Here is a 21,923-nt window from a genome sequence, read left to right on the forward strand (position 1 = left end):
TGGTTCGCTTAATGGAGAATTTGACTGAGAAAGAGCTTGGTACGTTCGTTCTGAGGGTGATCAAAGAATGCATCGGGCGTATTTTGCTCAATGATCTCACCCTGGTCCATAAAAATCACACGATCTGCAACTTTACGTGCAAAACCCATCTCATGCGTCACACACAACATAGTCATACCCGACTCTTCGGCCAGTCCAACCATGACATCCAAGACCTCTTTGACCATCTCGGGATCCAAAGCTGAAGTTGGTTCATCAAACAACATGATTTTGGGATCCATGCAAAGCGAGCGAGCGATGGCGACACGTTGCTGCTGTCCACCTGACAATTGGCCAGGGAACTTCAGCGCTTGTTCACTGATCCGCACGCGCTCCAGATATTTCATGGCACGGGCTTCGGCTTCCGCCTTGGGGGTTTTCAACACCCAAATTGGACCAATCGTCAGATTTTCCAGCACAGTCAAGTGTGGAAACAGGTTGAAGTGCTGAAACACCATACCCACTTCACGCCGAATGGCTTCGACATCTCGCAAATCATTGGTGATTTCGGTACCGTCAACGATGATCTGACCTTTCTGATGCTCCTCGAGCCGATTGATACAGCGAATCAGCGTTGATTTTCCAGAGCCAGAGGGTCCGCAGACAACGATGCGCTCACCTTGAGCGACATCCAGATTGATATTGCGCAACACGTGGAACTTACCGTACCACTTGTTGACGTCTTTCATGCGAATGATGGCGTCAGCCATACATATTCTCCAGAGATCGGGCGCACCCAGAGATTGGCGCGCAGCCCCTAACGCTCATGACCAGTTGCGAGTCGCTTTTCAAGCGACTGGCTGTACTTGGACATTGAGTAGCAAAATACGAAATAAATCGCGGAAATAAAAATGTAGACCTCGACACTAAAGCCGCGCCAAGCTTGATCGGTCAAGGCGACCTTGGCAGCTTGGGTCAAGTCAAAAATACCAATGATGACCACCAGCGAGGTGTCTTTGAATAATGCGATAAACAATCCCACCAATGGCGGAATCACAATCTTGAGCGCTTGGGGCAAAACGATCAGGCGCATTTGCTGCCAATAGCTGAGACCTAACGAGTCCGCTCCCTCAAACTGTCCCTTAGGAATTGCCTGAAGTCCACCGCGAATCGTCTCGGCCATATAGGCCGCCGCAAACAAAATAATAGCAATCTGTGCGCGCAACAGCTTGTCGATGTTCATGCCCTCAGGCAAGAACAATGGCAGCATGACCGCTGACATGAACAACAAACTGATCAGTGGCACCCCACGGATAAGCTCGATATACACCACACAAATAGACTTGATAGCTGGCATATTGGAGCGACGTCCCAAGGCCAACACAATGCCCAATGGAAACGCGAGCGCAATACCAAAGGTCGACAGAATCAAGGTCAAAGGCAGGCCGCCCCACTGGCTATTCTCTACGTAGGTTAGACCAAACACCCCACCCCACATCAAAATGGCCACCGCCACGAGTGCAAGCGTCCACATCACTAGCAAAGAGAGATTCCACAGCTTTCTCCAACCGCTCAGGATGATGGCACTGACCAAAATACCTGTTGCAATCAGCGGTCGCCATTGTTCATCATAAGGATATAAACCAAAGAGAATGATGCGGTGCTTTTCAACGATCATGGCCCAACACGCACCTGTTGACTCACGGCACTGATCGGCCGTTGTAGCACTGACGTTCGCATTGATGACAAACCAGTCCACCATTGCCGGAACGGTCGCCAGCAGTAGCCAGACTGACAAAATGGTCAGCAGACTATTGATGGGCGAGGAGAACAGCTGCGCGCGCATCCAGGCCAGCACACCAATGCCGGACGCTGGAGCCTGCTCTGTAGAAACCTTCGTTGTTGGTGTGCTCATGTTAACGCTCCACCAACGCAATGCGTTTGTTATACCAATTCATAAAGACAGAAATCGACAAACTCACTGTCAAGTAAGCTGCCATGATCATCATAATGCCCTCAATCGCCTGTCCGGTTTGATTCAAGGTCGTGTTAATCACCGACACAATGTCCGGATAGCCGATGGCCACTGCAAGCGAGCTGTTTTTTGTGATGTTGAGATACTGACTGGTCATAGGCGGAATGATGACGCGCAACGCCTGAGGCAATACGATCAAACGCAGCACCTGCCCGCGTTTAAGCCCAAGGGCTTCAGCGGCTTCCCACTGACCACGGTTGACAGCCTGAATACCTGAGCGCACCACCTCTGCGATGAAGGCCGCCGTGTAGATCACTAGACCAATCAATAGCGCGGCGAACTCTGGAGACAGAGTCATCCCGCCAGCAAAGTTAAAGCCCTTGAGTTCAGGCACATCGAGTGACATCGAAGTACCGCTAAAAAACCATAGCACCGCCGGGACAACAATCAACAGCACTAAGGACCAACGGACTAAAGGAAAGATCTGACCTGTTTTTTCCTGATTCTTACGCGCCCATTTGGCCATCACAATCATCAGCAACACAGAAACCAGCACACCGATGACGAGCCAGAGCAATCCATCACCGTGGACGGTGGGCATTTGGACGCCACGGTTCGATACAAATATTCCTGGCAAGGGATGTAAGGCCTGACGCGGCCCGGGCAGCGTTTCCGAAATAATGGCGTACCAGAAAAAAAGCTGTAGAAGCAGTGGGACATTACGCATGACTTCAACGTAAATACTTGAAATCTTGCGGATCAACCAGTTGCTAGAGAGCCTTGCGATACCGATCAACGTACCCAGAATCGTGGCCAGCACAATTCCAATCAGGGCAACACGCAGTGTATTGAGCAAACCCACCGTGATCGCTCGACCATAGGTGCTCGCAGGACTGTATGCAATGGGGGTCTCGCCAATAGCAAAACCTGCTTCTCTGTCGAGAAAAGCAAAACCAGTGGAGATATTTCGCGCTGACAGATTACTCAGCGTGTTATGGATCAAAAACCATGCCGCGCCGCCAACAGCAAGCAAGGCAAGGATTTGGTAAATAATCGAGCGCGTGCCTGGATCATTCCAAGACAAACGTCTTCGAGCGGGAGGTACAACAAGAGAATCTTTAGGCTTCGTCATAACGTAGGGCGACCGCAGAGCGGTCGCCCCTATGTATCAATTAAATTTAGCGGATTGGCCAAGCGTACATCAAGCCGCCATTGGTCCACTGTGCATTCAGACCACGCTCAAGCTTGAGAGGGGTCTTGGGTCCAATGTTGCGCTCAAAGCTCTCGCCGTAGTTACCCACCTGTTTGATGAGGTCGTAGGCCCACTTTTCTGACACGCCCAGGTTTTTACCCATTCCTGGTGTCACGCCCAAAATACGCTGAATGTTAGGATTGGTGCTCTTAAGCATTTCATCGACATTCTTTTGGGTGATGCCATACTCTTCAGCTTCAAGCATGGCGTAGAGCGTCCAACGGACAACGTTCAACCACTGCTCGTCACCTTGACGAACCTGTGGGCCCAAAGGCTCTTTTGAAAGGTTCTCAGGCAAGATAATGTTGTTTTCTGGATTCTTGAGTGTCGTACGTGACGAGGCAAGTCCTGACTTATCTGTCGTGTAAGCGTCGCAACGACCTGAGTCATAAGCACGAACGACTTCGTCAACCTTCTCGATCACCACTGGCTTGAAAGTCAGCTTATTGGCGCGGAACCAGTCAGCCAAGTTCAGCTCTGTCGTGGTGCCAGGCTGGACGCAAATGGTTGCGCCGTTGAGCTCTTTGGCACTCTTGATGTTCAAGTCTTTACGAACCATCAAACCCTGGCTGTCATAAAAGTTGACGCCAGCACCGAGCAAGCCGAGTGAAGTGTCGCGTGTCATGGTCTGGGTGGTGTTACGTGTCAACACGTCGATTTCGCCAGACTGCAATGCTGTAAAGCGTTGCTGAGCGGTCAAGGGTGTGAACTTAACCTTGGAAGCATCACCAAACATGACGGCAGCTACACCACGGCAAAGGTCGATATCCAGACCAGACCAGACGCCCTTGCTGTCAGGGGCTGAAAAACCTGCCAAACCTGTGTTTGTTCCACACTGGACAAAGCCCTTCTTTTTGACGTTATCAAACGTGGGGCCCGCCTGCGCGACTGTGTTGGCCGCAAGCATTGCTGCGCCGACGACTGCTAGTTTCAAGAATTTCATTAAACGATCTCCGAAATACTAAAGGGTACGGCAGCCAAAGGGCCAACCGCAGGTCTGATTGTGCAAGGCACCAATGGTAGCCTTACATACAGACGGACTGTATGGGGGAAATCCCTCGCAGTCAATAATTCCTCTGTCATAAGCTCATATATTTACGTGCAGGCAAGGTTATCATTAGGGAAAAACCTAAGTGATGCCATGATCGAATTCCAGCATGTATTCAAATCCTATGGCCAAGGACGTAACATCTTGGCAGATATTTCTTTTCGCGTCGCCGCCGGAGAGTTTGTTTACGTGGCGGGGCCATCCGGCGCTGGCAAATCCACGCTGTTAAAGCTGATCGCAGGCCTAGAATCGTCTAGTCGCGGCTCTATCCAAGTCAATGGCCATAAGCTCGAGCAGCTTTCCGCACGCGCCAGGCCTTATCTGAGGCGCTCTGTGGGTGTCATTTTGCAAGACACCCACCTTCTTTATGATCGAAGTGCCATTGAAAACGTTTTATTACCTCTGACCGTAACGGGGCTAGCCTCTGAAGTGGCCCGTGCCCGCGCCCGTGCTGCGCTTGAAAAAGTAGGCCTCATTGCCAAGGAAAACGTTCCACCCATCGAGCTTTCTGGCGGAGAGCAACAACGACTGGCGATTGCGCGTGCGATTGTGAACCGACCCGCTATTTTGATTGCTGATGAACCCACCGCCAGTCTCGACAAAGACACCGCCCGTCGCATCATGTCTGTTTTCAAAGACTTCAACCGCGTAGGCGTGACAACCGTGATTGCATCTCATGACGATGAGTTGATGGCCGAATACGCCACCCGTGCCTTCAAAGTTGAGCCCGGCAAGTTTGCCGACTCCGCGGCCAGACGCTCTAGCTCCGCACCTGTTCACACATCAGGGTCTGGACATATCGAACCCAGCATCGGTGGAGCCATTTGATGAAAAGCTTGTTCAGACAACACCACTACGCAATCACCGTGACCCTGAGACGATTGCTGGCTCAGCCGATCTCCTCTTTAACGAATTTATTAGTGATCGCCCTCGCGTTGGCACTTCCATTGCTGGGAGCCTCTTTTCTGATCTCGATTGAACCGGTCGCCAAACAAGTTTCCGTGACACCTGAGCTCACAGTTTTTCTAAAAACTGATGCAGCCTCCACTGTCGCCGAACAGCTGGCGCGCAGGATTCGCGATGAGCATGCCGAGCAAATCGTCAAAGTACGCGTCATTTCTAAACAACGCGCACTAGAGGATCTACGCGCGAATCCAGCCTGGGAGCAAGCTTTAAAAGTACTGCCTGTCAATCCACTCCCCGATGCCATCGTTGTGGAGCTCGCGCCAGTCGATGACCTCGCCAAGCGCGCCGATCAATTGGCAAACGTTTTACGTAAATGGCAGGGTGTCGATATCGTTCAGCTTGACAGCGCCTGGGTGCAACGTCTTGAGGCACTGTTACGCTTTGGGCGAATCGGCCTCTTGCTCCTCGCACTGAGTGTCATGCTGGTGGTGCTCGCCACAGTATTCAATACAGTCCGTATGCAAGCGCTTTCGCAACGAGAGGAAATTGGCGTGGCACGCTTAGTTGGAGCAACGGAATCTTTTGTCCGGCGGCCTTTTTTATACTTAGGTGCGTTGACCTGTAGCTTAGCGGCACTCATCAGCCTGGGTATTGCTCGCCTAACGCTCGCCCCACTCAATGATGCGCTTGCTTCGCTTGCGCGCACCTATGATGCAGAATTTGCGCTCACACTCCCCGCACCGCTCGTCCTGACTGCCTGCGTTCTGATTGTGGCCGCACTTGGCGCGCTTTCGGCCAGATGGTCCGTGCAACGCAACACTCGCTTCTAATCACCTTAACGCGTCCCAATATGAGACTCGCCAACCGAGTAATTGCATGGCAACGCACCCATGGTCGCCATGACTTACCGTGGCAAAACACGCGTGATCCATACCGCGTGTGGCTCTCCGAAATCATGTTGCAGCAAACGCAAGTCAGTGCGGTGATCGAATACTACCAACGCTTTTTAAAGCACTTTCCAGACGTTGAAAAACTCGCCCTTGCAACATCCGAAGCCGTGATGGCGCAATGGGCGGGCCTAGGTTATTACGCACGCGCGCGCAATCTTCATGCCTGCGCAAAGCGCGTAATGACAGAATGGAATGGATCTTTTCCTGGTGACGCAGCCGGGCTCGCCACGCTACCTGGCATTGGGCCCTCCACTGCAGCCGCCATTGCTTCTTTTTGTTTTGGAGAGCGCACAGCGATTCTGGATGGCAACGTCAAGCGCGTCTTTGCAAGATACTTTGCGGTCGAGGGCGATCCGACACAGCGCGCCACAGAAATAAAACTATGGCAGCTCGCCCGGGAGCAGCTTCCCTCCGTCAAAACATGTACGACCGATCCAGAGGCAATGTCGCGTTACACGCAAGGCCAGATGGATCTGGGTGCAACGCTTTGCACGCGCAGTCGTCCGCGATGTACTGAATGTCCGATTGAGAAAGGCTGCCTCGCCCGCAGCACAGGCCGAACTGAGGAACTACCTTGGCCGCGCCAACGCAAGGTGTTGCCCGAACGCACAACGGGGATGATGGTGGCCTATCGCGACAACCACGTGCTACTCGAGCAACGACCCGACACCGGAATTTGGGGTGGGTTATGGAGTCTGCCTGAGTTCAAAACGTCTGACTCGTCCGAGCAAGCCTGCAATACACTCGGCCTCCAATTTCAAACATTACAAACATTGACGCCTTTTCTGCATGTCTTTACACACTATCGACTGACGATTACGCCCTTGCTCGCGCAGGTATCCTCTAATAGTGATCCATTGAGCACCACCTCCAATCAGCGTCGATGGGTACATGTCGAACAACTCGATACACTTGGCCTGCCCGCCCCCGTTCGCAAACTACTGGAGGGGCTTCGGGCAGATCAACTGCTGCAATCACCGAGAGAGTGAGGTGAGCGGGGGTTGTCCGATCAAGGCTCACTATTAGGAAGGTAATGGCTAATGCTCATGAGCATGCCGCACGCAATACCAATCGTCACTAACGCCGTGCCACCATAACTGAGCAACGGCAAAGGCACGCCGACAACAGGCAACAAGCCCGTGACCATTCCGATGTTGACGAACACATAGACAAACAAAACCATCGTGAGTGCGCCTGCTAACAAGCGACTGCCATGGGTCGGCGCGCGAATGGCGATTGCGAGCCCTCGAAAGACAAGTAACAAATACAAGATTAATAACGTTACGCCACCATACAAGCCAAACTCTTCTGCAAACACCGCAAAAATAAAGTCTGTTGTACGCTCAGGAATAAAGTCCAGATGAGTCTGGGTGCCACTCATATAACCCTTGCCATACACGCCACCTGAACCCACAGCAATCGTAGACTGAATCGTGTGAAATCCTTTACCCAAAGGGTCGTTGTTTGGGTCAAGCAACGTGCATACGCGATGCTTTTGGTAGTCATGCAACACCACCCAGTCTGTACCTTCTTGGCACAGATCCTTTTGATACACGATGATGCCCCCAATGCCCACCACGGCGGCAATCGTGATGGGTACGAGCAACTTAAAGGACAGGCCCGCAAAATAAATGACGCAAAATCCTGCGCCAAAGACCAGCAATGCGGTCCCGAGATCTGGTTGTTTCACAATCAATAAAAACGGGACGAGCAATAATGCGCCGGCCGCAAAAAAATCATAAAACCGCAAAGAGCTTTCCCGCTTGTGAAAATACCAAGCCAGCATTAAAGGCACTGCGATTTTGAGCATTTCAGAGGGCTGAATCCGAATGAAACCTAGATTGAGCCAACGCGTGGCGCCTTTGCTCGTGTGGCCAAAAAACTCAACACCTAAAAGTAGCACCACACCCACAACATAAAACGGCACAGCAAATTTCAAGATGCATTGGAAAGGCACCATCGCCACAATCCACATGACCCCCAGCCCAATCAGCAAGTTACGCAAATGATCGGCATAACGCCAGTCGGTACCGCCCACAGCAGAATGCATCACCAGCAACCCAGTTGCCCCCAAGAGCAGCAGCACAATCATGAGCGGCCAATCGAAGGCTGTGATGCCGCGCAGGAGAAATTTAAAAATCAATTTCATCTTGGCGCCACGCCTCCCTTGGGATTGCGCAACAACCATTGATCAAAGACTTTGCGCGCAATAGGTGCGGCCACACTCCCCCCCCAACCTGCATTTTCAACCAATACAGCGATGGCAATTTTGGGATCTTTGACTGGAGCAAAAGCCATGAACAAAGCGTGATCACGCAGACGCTCATCAATAGCACTACTTTGATACTTACCCCCGCGCAAACTGTACACCTGTGCAGTTCCTGTTTTACCGGCAGTTTGATAAGGCGCTCCCACAAAGGCTTGGCGAGCGGTGCCAATCACCGTAACATCCGCAAGCGCACGCTTCACAGCCTGGACGTTTTCGGGCTTTAAGGGAATGCGGTGTGAGGCTTCGGCCACAGTCAGCCGCTCTTCACCAGACGTTGGGTTTTTAATTGCGCGCACCAAATGCGGTTGCATATACGTCCCGTCATTTGCCAATACTGCGGTTGCCTGCGCGAGTTGCATCAAAGTGAAAGAGTTGTAACCTTGCCCCACAGCAACAGAAATAGTTTCCCCTGCAAACCAGCGTTGCTGTTCACGCTTTTTATAGGCATTCCGTTTCCATTCTGTAGAGGGCAGCACGCCCTTGCGCTCACCTTCGATATCAATGCCGGTGATCTGACCAAATCCAAAAGGCTTCATAAAATCATGTAATGCATTTACCCCAATCTCAGGCGCCAGTGAGTAAAAATAAGTATCAGATGAAACCACCAAGGCTTGATGCATATCAATTGAGCCAAAATACGCTGAGCCCGCATTGCGGAATCGCTGACCACCAAACTCAAAATACCCTGGATCATTAATCCTGTCTGAAGCCCGCCTTTTATTGAGCTCCAAAGCTGCGAGGGCCACAAAAGGCTTATAGGTAGAACCAATAGGATAAGTCCCGTACACAGGACGATTAATCAGGGGGTGATCCGGCGATTCGTTGAGGCGGCGCCAGCTTTCCACGTCAATGCCGTCGATAAATAAGTTGGGATCATAGGAAGGCTGCGACACAAAGGCCAGGACGTCCCCTGTGGCCGGTTCAATCGCAACCAATGCCCCGCGCTGATCTTTGAAGGCCTCTTCTGCGATTCGCTGAAGTTCCATATCAAGCGACAACACAAGATTTGAGCCAGGTGTAGGATCCACCTTGCGCAGACGACGCACGGGCTTTCCACGCGCGGTGACCTCCACTTCCTCAAAACCAGTTTTGCCATGCAAAACCGACTCGTAGGTTTTTTCAATCCCTTTTTTTCCGATGATATCGGTACCGCGGTAATTACCAAGCTCGCCTTTGTCTTCGAGCATCGTCACATCGGATTCAGATATTCGGCCGACGTAGCCCACCACGTGTCCAGCAGCCTTGCCTTGAGGGTACTCACGCACCCAGCGGGCTCGCAACTCCACACCTGGAAAACGCAAAGAGTGTGCAGAAAACCAGGCAGCTTCCGTTTCATTCAGATTGTTTCGCAGCACAATGTTGGCATACCGCCCTGACTCGCTGACTCGGCGCTTAAAACGTCGCTGATCCGCACTGCTGACATAAACCACAGGCGTCAAACGCCCCAGCATTTCGTCAAGATTACCTGCGCGACCGGGAACCACCTCGAGAGTAAAACTCAAATAATTGCGTGCCAACACTTCGCCGTTGCGATCAACAATATCGCCTCTTCGCGGTGGAATGGGCAGAACGGCGATACGGTTGTTTTCAGCGCGTGCTGCAAGGCTTTCGTGTCGCTCAACCTGAAGCACCCAAAACCGCCAGCCCAGCAAGCCAAAGCAAGCAATCGCCAGAATACCTGCAACAACGGCTCTCAACAAAAAACGCCGCTTTTGTTGTTGGTCTGTTTGCTTGAAATCAAACATAGTCTGTCAAGCTCAAGCAGAGCCGCCTTCAGCATCATCTAGACGATGCTGAGGCAGTAAAAGCAACCAACTCACAAGCGGCCAACAGGCCGCGGTCAACAGCGCACTCAACAACCAAGACCAACCTGGCCAAGCACTCACCAAAAAAGCGCCGATCAATACTGCGACTAACTTTGTTCCTATAAAAACCGGCAACAAATGAATGGCCTGCTGGAATAAATCAAAACGCAACACTCGGCGTTGCATCGCCTGTGCACCATAAACAGTCAGCGTAAACATGAGCGCCTGCAAGCCAAGCGGCCCAACATCGTGCACATCGAGCGTCAGTCCAAACAAAAAGGCCACCACCAACCCCACGCGCCTAGAGTCGCGAAGAGACCAAAAGGTAATCACCACCAGGAGCAATTCTGGAGCCGCATGCCAGACTCTCCATGGCAGCAAGGACACAATCCAGACCAACAGCATGGTGGTCCAGACATAGCCCGCCCCCATCGTTGCCTCGAGAGACTCGGGGCCCACAGCATGGGCCATTGGCATAGGAGGTCGTTTACTTGGTCTTGTCTGTCGCACCTGCAAGCTCCGTCGATGATGTGGCGGCCGCAGAAGGCAATGACGTGAGGCCATCACCAACTGGAACTTGTAAGACCAAGAAATGTCGATAACGTTCCGGATGTGATGCAGGTTGTGCTTCGGCTCGCGCAAAACCAGAAGCAGGATTGCGCTCAACGTGATCAATGCGGCCAACAGCAAGCCCTGCGGGAAACACGCCACCCACCCCGCTTGTTACAAGCTGATCACCTTCACGAATATCTGCATCTGAGGAAAAATAGCGGACCTCAACCTTTCCGGGGGAGCTTGAGCCAAAGGCAATCAATCTCAAGCCATTGCGCAGCACCTGCACGGGAATAGACACAATCTCATCCGTCAGCATGGCTGCCTCAGAGGTCATGGGTGTGACGCGCGTAATTTGCCCCACGACACCACTCTCATCAATCACTGGCATGCCTTGCGCAATGCCCGCACGACTACCTTTATTGAACACAATACGCCGGGTAAAGGCGTTGACCGGCTCGTATAAAACCTCAACCACAACCGTTGGCCGGTCTACTGCTGTTTCAAGCACACCTAACAGGCGTCTGAGTTGAGTATTTTCAGCAGAAAGTAAGGCTGCATTGGCTGAAACTTGCGCCAAGGCAATCCGTTGACGCTGCAGTGCTTCATTTTCCGACTTGATGAGTGCTGCCGCATTGACCCATTCATTGAACATCGTGAGCATGTCACGAGGAAACAAGACCGCTCGCTGAAAAGGGTAGAGCGAGGTTGCAATCACCTGTCGAACAGGATTGGTCTTATTCCATGTCGCGTCTGTAAACAACAGGACAATAGAGATGAGAACCAAAAAGGTTAAGGTGACTTCGGCGGCAGGGCCGCGCCGAAAAAGCCGAAGGGTGACGTGTCGTTGCATCAGAGCTCAGTACAAAGCCACCCGAACCAAACAGCCAGGTTGACTAGTCGTTAATGAAGATTGCGCCTAACTTTTCCAAGTGCTCGAGTGCGTCACCGCAACCGCGCACCACGCAGGTCAAAGGATCCTCTGCAACGATCACAGGCAAGCCCGTTTCCTCTTGGAGCAGACGATCTAGGTCGCGCAGCAATGCGCCACCACCGGTCAAGGCAATACCCTTGTCCGTAATGTCAGCGCCCAGCTCAGGCGGAGTGTTTTCGAGAGCGATCTTGACGGCCGAAACGATTTGATTAAGCGGATCGGTCAGTGACTCCAAAATCTCGTTGGAGGAAACTGTAAAGCTGCGGGGAACGCCTTCGGCCAAATTTCGGCCCTTGACTTCGATTTCGCGCACTTCTGAACCGGGGAAGGCAGAACCGATCTCTTTTTTAATGAGTTCGGCTGTTGGCTCACCGATCAACATACCGTAGTTGCGGCGGATATAGTTGACGATTGCTTCGTCAAACTTATCTCCACCCACGCGGACAGAGCCTTTGTAGACCATGCCACCCAAGGAAATCACCGCAACCTCAGTCGTGCCGCCACCAATATCAACCACCATGGAGCCGCTCGCGTCCGAAACGTTCAGGCCAGCCCCAATCGCCGCAGCCATTGGCTCTTCGATCAGATACACGCGACTGGCGCCCGCACCAAGGGCAGACTCACGGATCGCGCGACGTTCAACCTGGGTCGAACCGCAGGGAACGCACACGATAATCCGGGGGCTCGGAGCCAACATATTGCGCGGATGCACCATACGGATGAATTGCTTGAGCATCTGCTCAGTCACCGTAAAGTCAGCGATCACGCCGTCTTTCATCGGGCGAATCGCCTCGATGTTGCCTGGGACACGCCCAAGCATTTGCTTGGCTTCGCGACCAACGGCTTGAATGATTTTTTTACCTCCGGGACCGCCATCGTGGCGAATCGCGACGACAGAGGGCTCGTCAAGGACGATGCCCTTGCCGCGGACATAAATAAGAGTGTTGGCGGTACCGAGGTCGATCGCCATGTCACTGGAAAAATAACTACGCAGGAATCCAAACATGAGAGCCCAGCCAGAGGGAAAATTGATGCACGCAGGTCGCGGCGATTAGCCCTCCATCATAACTTATAATTCTCCAACAACGGCAAGATTTGCTCTCGTCAAGCCCGGAAAGTCACGGGCCGACTCCCTGAATGGATTAAACCTGTCTTATGGCCCTCACCGACCAAGAAGTCGCCCGTATCGCCCGCCTGGCAAGGCTTCATTTGACCCCGGATCAACAGGCGCAGGCTCAGACCGACCTGAACAAAATCCTCGTCATCATCGAAGCACTCCAGTCTGTCGACACCGAGGGCGTAGAGCCTTTGGCGCACCCTCTCGCATCAGTCTCAGACGTTCACCTGCGTTTGCGTGAGGACGTCGTCACAGAAGAGTCCTCCATAGAGCGACGAGCCGCCCTCATGGCAAATGCAACAGGCGCTTCCGAAGGTCTGTTCTTGGTTCCAAAGGTAATTGAATAAGATGTCCAACGCCCTCCAGCGCTACCCCAGCATTTCAGCCTTGAGCCAGGCACTGGCCAAGCACCAGCTCAGTGCAACCGAGCTCGCTCAAGATTGCCTCAATCACATTGCGGAGCAATCTGCGCTAAACGCCTTTGTTCACGTCGATGCAGCGCTCACACTTGCCCAGGCGCGCCAAGCCGACGCAATACTCGCCGCCGGTAATGGCAACATCCTGACCGGGTTACCTATCGCCCACAAAGACGTCTTTGTGACCCAAGGTTGGCGCAGTACTGCGGGCAGCAACATGCTAAAGCGTTACACCAGCCCATTCGATGCCACAGTGGTTCATCAGCTGCGCGCAGCTGGCTGCGTCACGCTTGGAAAACTTAATTGCGACGAATTCGCCATGGGCTCAGGCAATAAGCATTCAGCCTTTGGCCCCACTCACAACCCTTGGGACACCTCTGCTGTCCCAGGTGGCTCCTCCGGCGCCTCAGCGGCAGCGGTAGCAGCCAAACTCGTCATTGCCGCCACGGGCACAGATACAGGCGGCTCTGTTCGCCAGCCTGCGGCCCTCTGCGGAGTCAGCGGGATCAAACCAACCTATGGTGCGGTCTCTCGCTATGGCATGATCGCCTACGGCTCAAGCTTGGATCAAGCCGGCCCATTGGCCAGCAGTGCCCTTGACCTCGTTGATCTGCTTGATGTCATGAGTGGCTTTGACAGCAAAGACTCCACTAGCGCAGAACATTGCAAAGGCGTTCCCAACGCACCCGGTCGTATCCGGGCTGAGTTCAACCGCGCCGATGCCGACTTTAGCAGCAGCGCCTCTCAGCCTCTCAAAGGCTTACGGATTGGCGTACCAAAGGAATTCTTTGGGGAAGGGCTCTCGAACGATGTCGCCCAAGCCATCGAAGCCGCGTTGCAGCAATTTGAAAAACTGGGCGCTCAGCGTGTCGATATTTCCTTGCCACGCACAGAGCTTTCCATTCCCGCCTATTACGTCATCGCGCCTGCAGAAGCATCCAGCAACCTCTCCCGCTATGATGGTGTGCGCTACGGACATCGCAGCGAGTCCTACTCGGATCTCGCTGACATGACTGCTCGCTCCCGCGCCGAAGGTTTTGGCTCAGAAGTCAAGCGACGCATTCTGATTGGGACGTACGTCCTGTCACATGGTTACTATGATGCCTACTACCTTCAGGCGCAACGTTTGCGCCGCATGATTGTGGATGATTTTCAAGCTGCACTGACACAACAGTGTGATGTGATCATGGGTCCTGTCACACCCACGGTCGCTCCACCCATCGAGCAAAATCAAAATGATCCGACTGCCGACTGGCTAGCCGATATCTACACTTTGGGCCTCAATCTCGCAGGCTTGCCAGGCATGTCGATTCCCTGCGGTTTTGGTCCGGGTGCCTCCGGCAAACCCTTGCCAATCGGTTTGCAAATTATTGGTAACTATTTCGACGAAGGACGACTGTTGGCTGTCGCCCATCAGTTTCAGCAAGTCACGGACTGGCATCAACGCGTTGCGGGGCAAGCATAATGGCATGGGAAATCGTGATCGGACTGGAAACACATACCCAGCTTTCGACTCAAACCAAAATTTTTTCAGGTAGCTCAACGCGTTACGGTGCTTTGCCCAATACACAGGCCAACGAAGTCGACTTAGCGTTACCTGGCTCGCTGCCCGTCATGAACCGCGCTGCCGTCGATCGAGCGATTCGTCTGGGTTTGGCTGTGGGTGCGACCATTGCACCACGTTCCATTTTTGCGCGCAAAAACTACTTTTACCCCGACTCTCCAAAAAACTACCAAATTAGCCAATTTGAGATCCCCGTTGTTCAAGGCGGCTCCATTAGTTTTTTTGTAGGTGATCAGGAAAAAACGGTCAATCTGACCCGCGCCCACCTCGAAGAGGATGCCGGCAAATCCATGCATGATGACTTTGTGGGTCCGCATGGTGAATCCTCCTCGGGCATTGACCTCAACCGCGCGGGCACGCCTCTGCTTGAGATCGTATCTGAGCCGGAAATGCGCTCTGCTGCCGAAGCCGTTGCCTACGCCAAAGCTCTGCATAGCCTGGTGATGTGGCTAGGGATTTGTGATGGCAACATGCAAGAGGGCTCATTCCGCATTGATGCAAACGTCTCTGTTCGCCCTGTTGGCCAACAAGAATTCGGCACACGCTGCGAGATCAAAAACGTCAACTCCTTCAAGTTTCTCGAACGCGCCATTCAATATGAAGTCCGACGCCAAATCGAGTTGATTGAAGATGGGGGTCGTGTGGTTCAAGAAACACGCCTATATGACTCTGAGCGTGACGAAACACGCAGCATGCGCAGCAAAGAAGACGCACATGACTATCGCTATTTCCCAGATCCTGACCTCCCACCACTCGTGATTGCCCAGGACTGGATCGAGTCCGTGCGTCAAACGATGCCGGAACTACCGGCAGCCTTGCGTGCTCGATTTATCTCAGAGTTTGGTTTGGCACCCGTCGATGCCGCCCAGTTATCCATCAGCCGAGCTCTCGCCGCCTACTTTGAAAGCGTCAATGCGGCCCTGCCCGCGGGTCAAGCCAAGCTCGCCGCCAACTGGATCATGGGTGAGGTCTCCGCGACGCTTAACCGAGAAGAAAAAGACATCAGTGAATCACCGGTTTCGGCAACGGCCCTCGCAGCGCTATTGGTTCGCATCATTGACGGCACAATCTCTAACAAAATTGCCCGAGACGTTTTTGCTGCCATGTGGACAGGCGAACATGACGGCAATCCCGATGCCATCATTCAAGCCAAAGGTCTGACGCAAATCAGTGATTCGGGCGCCATTGCTGCCATGGTGGATGCTGTACTCAATGAAAACCCTGCAATTGTGGCGGAATACCGCGCTGGCAAACAAAAGGCCTTTAACTCGCTTGTTGGTCAGATTATGAAAGCGGCCAAAGGCAAAGCCAACCCTCAGCAAGTCAACGACATCCTGAAGGCTAAGCTAGACAATTAAATACCGTAACGCGCGCGATACGCCAACACCGCCTCGCGGAGTTCGGCGAACTCGGCGTTTTTGTCAAGCAGCGCCAAGATATCCGTGAGAGAAGCAATGCTGACCACTGGCAAGCCATAGCGCTGCTGCACCTCCTGGACGGCCGAATGGGGCGAAAGGGCGCCGTCTGGCCCCGCGCGCTCCATGCGATCCATCGCGATCAGCACTGCACAAGGCTCTGCACCAGCCGCACGAATGATATCAACAGACTCACGCACCGACGTGCCCGCTGTAATCACATCATCAATGATCACGACTTTTCCCTTGAGTGGAGCACCCACCAGCACACCGCCCTCACCGTGATCTTTGGCTTCTTTGCGGTTGTAGGCGAAGGGCACATCCCGCCCCTGAAGTCCTGCGTGCGATGCAAGGGCGACTGAAGTGGCCGTTGCCAAGGGAATGCCCTTGTAGGCGGGGCCAAACAGCATATCAAAAGGCAACTTGGAGTCAATCAGTGCCTGAGCATAAAATTGCGCAAGCTTGCCAACAGAGGCTCCAGTATTGAAAAGCCCAGCATTAAAAAAGTAGGGGCTTGTGCGGCCAGACTTAGTCACAAAACTACCAAAGCGCAGCACGCCCTCTTTTAAGGCAAACTGGACAAACTCTCGACGATCAGCACCTAGCGACATAGCATTCCTTTCTGTTTCGACTCGACTTTAAACCCGTACATTATCTCACCGACTAGGAGTTCTGCCTTGCTGCGCATCACCTCACTGAACCTCAATGGCATTCGCTCCGCCTACAACAAAGGCCTGCTTGAATGGCTGAAATCACATCAGGCGGATATTCTTTGTCTTCAGGAACTCAAAGCGCATCTGGCGGACATTCAGCAGGACTACCAACATCCTCTGGACTATACCGGTCATTTTTGCGCGGCTGAAAAAAAAGGCTACAGCGGGGTCGGCATCTATTTGAGACAACAACCCGAGCGTGTGCTCACTGGAATCGACTGCCCAGAGTTTGATCAAGAAGGTCGCGTCATTCGTGCAGATTGGTCTAACTTAACTGTTGTCAGCGCCTACCTTCCCTCGGGCTCAAGCGGGCCAGAAAGGCAGGAGGCCAAGTTTCGCTTCCTCGCTAAATTTGGTCCTTGGCTACAAGCCATGATGGACGATCATAAAAAGACTAAGCGTGAGTACGTGATCTGCGCTGATTGGAATATCGCACACAAAGAAATTGACCTCAAAAACTGGAAATCAAATCAGAAAAACTCTGGCTTCACCCCTGAAGAGCGTGCCTGGGTCACGCATACCCTAGAGGAAATCGGCTTTGTCGATGTCTTTAGAACCCTCGACCCAAGCCCCGAGCAATATACGTGGTGGAGCAACCGTGGACAGGCCTGGGCCAAGAACGTGGGCTGGCGTCTGGACTATCAACTCGCCACGCCGGGGATTGCTTCACTGGCGCGCTCAACCAGCATTTACAAAGACGAACGTTTTTCTGATCATGCCCCGTTCACCATCGATTACGACTTTACGCTCGGGGCGAAAGATTAAAGCCGTTCGCACTTGAACGCAGCGCGTCATACTCCCGCGGCATCGATCCGCTCAATGTCGCGGCGACGCCACCACAATAGCAACAAACCTGGCAGGGCAATCACTACGGTCATCAAGAAAAAAGTCGGCCATCCTGCGAACAGCACCAAGGGCGGAGTCAGCGGTCCTGCCAAGTAAGTACGACCCACCGCAGACAGTGCCGACAACAAGGCAAACTGCGTGGCAGAAAACTCTCGGTTACACAAACCCATCAACAAGGCGACAAACGCAGCTGTACCCATGCCTCCGCACAAGTTCTCAAGTCCCACACCTGCAGCCATCAAGAAGACGCTATGCGGCCCCACGGAAATGACCCAGAAGCCAAGATTGGAAAGTGCCTGCAGCAAACCAAACAGCATTAAGGATCGGTACAGTCCTAATTTCGCCATCAGCGCACCTCCCGTCAGTGCGCCCACGATCGTCGCTGTCAAGCCCAACAGCTTATTCACTGTTCCGACCTCGGTCGCCGTATAACCCGCGGCACGCAACAGAAACGTCGTAGAGAGCGCCCCCGCGAATGCATCACCGAGCTTGTAGAGGACAATTAACAGCAAGACTGTGAGCGCTTCGGGACGACCAAAAAACTCCTTGAAGGGCTCAAATACTGCCCTCGAAAGGGAGCGTGGCGTCTGCGCGGGGACCTCGGGCTCTGGAGCCCAGAGCGTGGCGAGTGCAACCACCAACATCAACGCCCCCATCAGCATATAGGTATAGCCCCAGCCCAGCCACTGATCCGCCAAAATCAATGCCAGCCCACCGGAGGTCAACATTGCAAGCCGATAACCGAGCACAGACAAGGCCGCACCTGCTCCTCTTTCTTCTTTGCGCAGCACATCGCTGCGGTAAGCATCAAAAGCAATATCCTGAGTTGCGGAACAAAAAGCTACGGCAACCGCAAGTAAGGCAAGCGGCAAAAGACTCTGACCTGGAGACATCAAACCCATTGCCATGATGCCGAGCGCGAGTAACACCTGCATCACTAACATCCACCCTCGCCTACGTCCCAAGAATGGGGGCGCATAACGATCAATCAGCGGAGCCCAAAGGAACTTGAGTGTGTACGCCGTTCCCACCAAGGTCAAAAATCCAATTTCTTGAAGGGAGACTTGCTCAAGGGTTGCCCATGCTTGCAACGTTCCACCCGTTAAAGCCAGAGGCAAGCCACTCGCAAAGCCGAGCGCCAGCAAAGGTGCAACGCGTTTACTAGTGTAAAGTTTTGAAGCAGGAATTGTCTGAGTTTCAGCCTCTGCTTGCGGCGTGCGCTGAGCGGTCATGCGGCTCACCTCGCTGTAAATCGATACGCTGCAAGCGTGCTGCGCCAGCCCGCGAACATCTTCACCTCGTGCTGATCATTAAAGGTGGCACGTTCAAGGATGGTGAACTGAAGGGTATTGGCCAAGCGCTCAAAATCCTTGAGCGTGCAAAGGTGGATATTTGGGGTGTTGTACCAGTCATAAGGCATTTGCCCCGTGACAGGCATGCGACCACGCAAAATCGACCAACCGTGAGGCCAATAACCGAAGTTAGGGAAAGAAACGATCCCCTCACGCGCCACGCGCCCCATTTCGCGCAAAATGTGCTCGGTATGATGCATAGACTGCAGCGTCTGGGACAGCACGACCGTATCGAACTGCTGATCGTCAAACATCGCCAAACCGTCTTCGAGGTTTTGCTGAATCACATGCACACCGCGCTGTACGCAGCTCAAGACACGGTCATCGCTGATTTCAACGCCCACACCCTGCACGTTTTTAGACTGCTGCAAATGTGCAAGCAGTACACCATCACCGCAACCCAAATCCAACACTCGGCTATTGGGCCGCACCCATTGCGCGATCCGCGCCAAGTCCCCGCGCAGATCACCTTCCATCGTTTGACCACTCAGCATTTGTTGCTCATTCATGCGCGGACCCCACTTTCCTTTAGCACCGGAGCAGTCGCCTTGACTACAGTCCCGGCAATCCTGAGAAAATAAGCACGCATCAGGTTGTGATAGCGCGAGTCATCCAGCAAAAACGCATCATGCCCGTGTGGCGCATCAATCTCCGCATACGTGGCAGGTTGACCGTTTTTCAGCAAAGCCTGCACAATCTCTCGGGAGCGCTCAGGCGGAAACCGCCAGTCCGTCGTAAAAGACACCAACAGGAAGTCAGCGAGAGCTGGTGCAATCGCACGTGCGAAATCGCCCCCGGTTTGCTTGGCCGGATCAAAATAGTCCAAGGCACGCGTGATCAGCAAATAGGTATTGGCATCAAAATATTTAGAGAACTTTTCGCCCTGATAGCGCAGATAAGACTCAACCTCGAACTCCACCCCATAGCCATAATGGTAAGCACCATCAGCTGCAGGTTCGCGTTGGGTCCTGCCAAACTTTTCCGCCATATCGTCGTCAGACAGATAGGTAATATGACCTATCATTCTTGCTACGGATAAGCCATGACGCGGCACGGTATTGTGCGCATAGTAATCACCCCCATGGAACTCGGGGTCTGTGATGATGGCACGCCGAGCCACTTCGTTAAAACCAATATTTTGCGCGGACAATCGTGGCGTACTCGCCACCACCACGCAGTGTGCCACACGCTCAGGCAAAGTGATCGCCCAACTGAGCGCCTGCATCCCCCCGAGCGATCCACCCATCACAGCAGCGAACCTTTGGATGCCAAGGCGATCCGCCACGCGCGCCTGCGCCGACACCCAGTCCTCGACGGTCAACACAGGGAAAGCCGCCCCCCATGGCTTGCCCGTTTCAGGGCGAATACTGGCAGGACCTGTAGAGCCAAAGCAAGAACCCAAGTTATTAATACCAATGACAAAAAATACATTGGTATCGACCGGCTTACCTGGGCCGACCATGTTGTCCCACCAACCAATATCCTCAGGGTTTTCTGCCGCAACACCTGCCACATGATGTGAAGCATTCAACGCGTGACAGATCAGCACAGCATTGCTGGCATCCGCATTTAAGGTCCCGTAAGTCTCAATCGCCAAATCATAGGAAGACAAGGTGTGGCCGCTGACTAAAGACAGTGGCGCATCAAAGTGCAAGAACTGTGTGTGGACGACACCAACTGAGCCCATTGGCGTGACAAAGGGGTTTTGTGCGGGGGACTCGCCCTTAATGCTGGACGGAATTGTCATACAGACCTTCTTTAGCGGGATTTATGAGGCGCCCGCAAGCGGATCGAGCAAATCGGCGCCAACTATCTGAAAGTTTAACATCGACACGGTAACAAAACAGCGGAGTGAATCGCGCGCGCGCAGCGCTCTTACACACCCTGTTACAACTTTTCCAGCGCCACAAACACTTTCTTACAAATGAACCTCACACCACAGGGGTTCTGCGCATTCTAATGAGAGAAATAAACACTCACACTATCAAATTCTCATTTGCGTCCATTAGGGACTTTTTTCTCATGATAAATCCACGTCTTTCCGGACGCGAGTTGCAATGCCTGGAGTGGGTATTTGCTGGCAAAACCAGCTGGGAAATCGGCTTGATCATTGGGCTCTCCGAACGGACAGTCAACTTTCACTTATTCAATGCCTGCCGCAAGCTCAAGGTTTACGGCCGACAAGCAGGGGTTGCTCAGGCATTGCGACTCGGCCTCTTAACGGGCAATCCTCACTTTAACCGTAGCGAACGAACAAACTCCAGCGCATTCTCATTTGAAAGAGATTGTTTCGGCCCAGAGACCACGACTTGAATCAACATGCCACGATGCACAACCACTCGAGCCATCATCAGAGAGGGCTTGTTTGCCACAACAGTTTCCAAGGTAAAAACCTCTCCTTTCAGTGCACTTTCTGGTGCTTGCTTTCCGGCACGCACCGCGAGTGCTGAGACCACCGTCTTGACCAAGGCCTGGCTTTTCTCTTGGCCGAGGGTCTCCGGCAGCGGGATAAAGCCTACCGAGAACACGGACGGCCCGACAGCCGACGAGGTCAGGGAAAACGTCGTGGGAATCCCCTCAACGTCGATTTGTCGCTGTTCGGTCTGAATACGCGAAGGAAACATCATGACGCCACGATCCTCGGCCACTGTGAATTCCCGCCAATTGTATTCAGGCGTACACCCTTCTAAGGTTGCGACCGAAAACCACAACAACAACAATAGGGAAATAAATTTGCGCACAAATCGCCTCAAAAAGCTGACTTAGGGGTGAAAATGAATGACCAACAAAACCTAGGTAAATTGTCCTCTATTTTTGTCATACGCGGGTA

General features: G+C 53.0%; 22 protein-coding genes and 1 riboswitch. Of the genes, 8 read left to right on the plus strand and 14 right to left on the minus strand.

The genetic code is table 11. The annotated features are described in order from the left end of the window. Positions 1–8: 8 nt before the first annotated feature. From WBJ47_RS11125 to WBJ47_RS11140, 4 genes are read right to left on the minus strand one after another with little or no spacing between them, the layout of a single operon-like run. Entirely contained in the window at positions 9–749 is a 741-nt protein-coding gene (locus WBJ47_RS11125) for an amino acid ABC transporter ATP-binding protein (protein ID WP_422243295.1), read from the minus strand. Between the two features lie 47 nt (positions 750–796). Continuing rightward, positions 797–1,894, minus strand: coding sequence for an amino acid ABC transporter permease (locus WBJ47_RS11130; RefSeq protein ID WP_422243296.1), 1,098 nt, complete (start codon positions 1,892–1,894; stop codon positions 797–799). A 1-nt stretch (position 1,895) separates the two neighbouring features. Further along, the gene (locus WBJ47_RS11135; protein WP_422243297.1) at positions 1,896–3,086 is read right to left on the minus strand and encodes an amino acid ABC transporter permease; all 1,191 of its coding nucleotides are present in this window, start codon (positions 3,084–3,086) and stop codon (positions 1,896–1,898) included. Positions 3,087–3,132: 46 nt separating this feature from the next. Next, entirely contained in the window at positions 3,133–4,149 is a 1,017-nt protein-coding gene (locus WBJ47_RS11140; protein WP_422243298.1) for an amino acid ABC transporter substrate-binding protein, read from the minus strand. A gap of 198 nt (positions 4,150–4,347) precedes the next feature. On the opposite strand from WBJ47_RS11140, the gene WBJ47_RS11145 reads away from it, so the two are divergent. From WBJ47_RS11145 to mutY, 3 genes are read left to right on the plus strand one after another with little or no spacing between them, the layout of a single operon-like run. Continuing rightward, positions 4,348–5,082 (plus strand): cell division ATP-binding protein FtsE, encoded by a 735-nt coding sequence (locus WBJ47_RS11145; protein WP_422243299.1) that lies wholly within the window; start codon positions 4,348–4,350, stop codon positions 5,080–5,082. Then, entirely contained in the window at positions 5,082–5,990 is a 909-nt protein-coding gene (locus WBJ47_RS11150) for a cell division protein FtsX (RefSeq protein WP_422243300.1), read from the plus strand. The genes WBJ47_RS11145 and WBJ47_RS11150 overlap by 1 nt, the downstream gene beginning before the upstream one ends. 20 nt (positions 5,991–6,010) lie before the next feature. Further along, positions 6,011–7,099: an A/G-specific adenine glycosylase gene (gene mutY / locus WBJ47_RS11155; RefSeq protein ID WP_422243301.1), complete on the plus strand. Its 1,089-nt coding sequence runs from the start codon at positions 6,011–6,013 to the stop codon at positions 7,097–7,099. Positions 7,100–7,119: 20 nt separating this feature from the next. Here mutY and rodA read toward each other — a convergent pair whose 3' ends face one another. From rodA to WBJ47_RS11180, 5 genes are read right to left on the minus strand one after another with little or no spacing between them, the layout of a single operon-like run. Further along, positions 7,120–8,259, minus strand: a complete 1,140-nt coding sequence (rodA, locus tag WBJ47_RS11160) for a rod shape-determining protein RodA (RefSeq protein WP_422243302.1) — start codon at positions 8,257–8,259, stop codon at positions 7,120–7,122. Next, positions 8,256–10,124, minus strand: a complete 1,869-nt coding sequence (mrdA, locus tag WBJ47_RS11165; protein WP_422243303.1) for a penicillin-binding protein 2 — start codon at positions 10,122–10,124, stop codon at positions 8,256–8,258. Before mrdA ends, rodA begins: the two co-directional genes overlap by 4 nt. A gap of 12 nt (positions 10,125–10,136) precedes the next feature. After that, positions 10,137–10,694 (minus strand): rod shape-determining protein MreD, encoded by a 558-nt coding sequence (gene mreD / locus WBJ47_RS11170; RefSeq protein ID WP_422243304.1) that lies wholly within the window; start codon positions 10,692–10,694, stop codon positions 10,137–10,139. Beyond that, the gene (mreC, locus tag WBJ47_RS11175; protein WP_422243305.1) at positions 10,672–11,589 is read right to left on the minus strand and encodes a rod shape-determining protein MreC; all 918 of its coding nucleotides are present in this window, start codon (positions 11,587–11,589) and stop codon (positions 10,672–10,674) included. Before mreC ends, mreD begins: the two co-directional genes overlap by 23 nt. 43 nt (positions 11,590–11,632) lie before the next feature. Next, a complete protein-coding gene (locus WBJ47_RS11180; RefSeq protein WP_028816863.1) occupies positions 11,633–12,676 on the minus strand; it encodes a rod shape-determining protein in 1,044 nt (347 codons plus the stop codon). Positions 12,677–12,825: 149 nt separating this feature from the next. Between WBJ47_RS11180 and gatC the strand changes: the two genes are divergently transcribed. Genes gatC through gatB form a run of 3 tightly spaced genes read left to right on the plus strand, consistent with a single transcriptional unit; the run spans position 12,826 to position 16,125 of the window. Next, positions 12,826–13,134: an Asp-tRNA(Asn)/Glu-tRNA(Gln) amidotransferase subunit GatC gene (gene gatC / locus WBJ47_RS11185; RefSeq protein WP_422243306.1), complete on the plus strand. Its 309-nt coding sequence runs from the start codon at positions 12,826–12,828 to the stop codon at positions 13,132–13,134. Between the two features lies 1 nt (position 13,135). Beyond that, positions 13,136–14,668, plus strand: a complete 1,533-nt coding sequence (gene gatA / locus WBJ47_RS11190; protein WP_422243307.1) for an Asp-tRNA(Asn)/Glu-tRNA(Gln) amidotransferase subunit GatA — start codon at positions 13,136–13,138, stop codon at positions 14,666–14,668. Then, entirely contained in the window at positions 14,668–16,125 is a 1,458-nt protein-coding gene (gene gatB, locus WBJ47_RS11195) for an Asp-tRNA(Asn)/Glu-tRNA(Gln) amidotransferase subunit GatB (protein ID WP_422243308.1), read from the plus strand. The genes gatA and gatB overlap by 1 nt, the downstream gene beginning before the upstream one ends. Here the strand turns inward: gatB and pyrE are convergent. Next, positions 16,122–16,793 carry an orotate phosphoribosyltransferase gene (gene pyrE, locus WBJ47_RS11200; protein ID WP_422243309.1) on the minus strand — a complete coding sequence of 224 codons (672 nt, stop codon included), beginning with the start codon at positions 16,791–16,793 and terminating at the stop codon, positions 16,122–16,124. The two genes, gatB and pyrE, sit on opposite strands and share 4 nt — an antisense overlap. A 66-nt stretch (positions 16,794–16,859) precedes the next feature. On the opposite strand from pyrE, the gene WBJ47_RS11205 reads away from it, so the two are divergent. Next, a complete protein-coding gene (locus WBJ47_RS11205) occupies positions 16,860–17,660 on the plus strand; it encodes an exodeoxyribonuclease III (protein WP_422243310.1) in 801 nt (266 codons plus the stop codon). Between the two features lie 26 nt (positions 17,661–17,686). Here the strand turns inward: WBJ47_RS11205 and WBJ47_RS11210 are convergent, their stop codons facing one another. The 3 genes from WBJ47_RS11210 to metX all read right to left on the minus strand — a co-directional run bounded on the left by WBJ47_RS11210 (position 17,687) and on the right by metX (position 20,840). Further along, complete coding sequence (locus WBJ47_RS11210; RefSeq protein ID WP_422243311.1) at positions 17,687–18,973, minus strand: muropeptide transporter; 1,287 nt, start codon at positions 18,971–18,973, stop codon at positions 17,687–17,689. 5 nt (positions 18,974–18,978) lie between these two features. Beyond that, positions 18,979–19,602, minus strand: coding sequence for a methionine biosynthesis protein MetW (gene metW / locus WBJ47_RS11215; RefSeq protein WP_422243312.1), 624 nt, complete (start codon positions 19,600–19,602; stop codon positions 18,979–18,981). After that, a complete protein-coding gene (gene metX, locus WBJ47_RS11220; RefSeq protein ID WP_422243313.1) occupies positions 19,599–20,840 on the minus strand; it encodes a homoserine O-succinyltransferase MetX in 1,242 nt (413 codons plus the stop codon). The genes metW and metX overlap by 4 nt, the downstream gene beginning before the upstream one ends. Continuing rightward, positions 20,830–20,909: riboswitch (SAM riboswitch) on the minus strand. Its footprint overlaps the gene before it by 11 nt. Positions 20,910–21,115: 206 nt before the next feature. Here metX and WBJ47_RS11225 point away from each other — a divergent pair. Beyond that, on the plus strand, positions 21,116–21,406 hold the full coding sequence (locus tag WBJ47_RS11225) for a LuxR C-terminal-related transcriptional regulator (protein ID WP_422243314.1): 291 nt from the start codon (positions 21,116–21,118) through the stop codon (positions 21,404–21,406). On the opposite strand, the gene WBJ47_RS11230 is transcribed toward WBJ47_RS11225, so the two are convergent. Beyond that, positions 21,325–21,834, minus strand: a complete 510-nt coding sequence (locus WBJ47_RS11230; protein ID WP_422243315.1) for a hypothetical protein — start codon at positions 21,832–21,834, stop codon at positions 21,325–21,327. The genes WBJ47_RS11225 and WBJ47_RS11230 overlap by 82 nt on opposite strands. Positions 21,835–21,923 lie beyond the last annotated feature (89 nt).

The sequence above is a fragment of the Zwartia sp. genome (genome assembly GCF_049655405.1).
Classification (GTDB): domain Bacteria; phylum Pseudomonadota; class Gammaproteobacteria; order Burkholderiales; family Burkholderiaceae_B; genus Zwartia.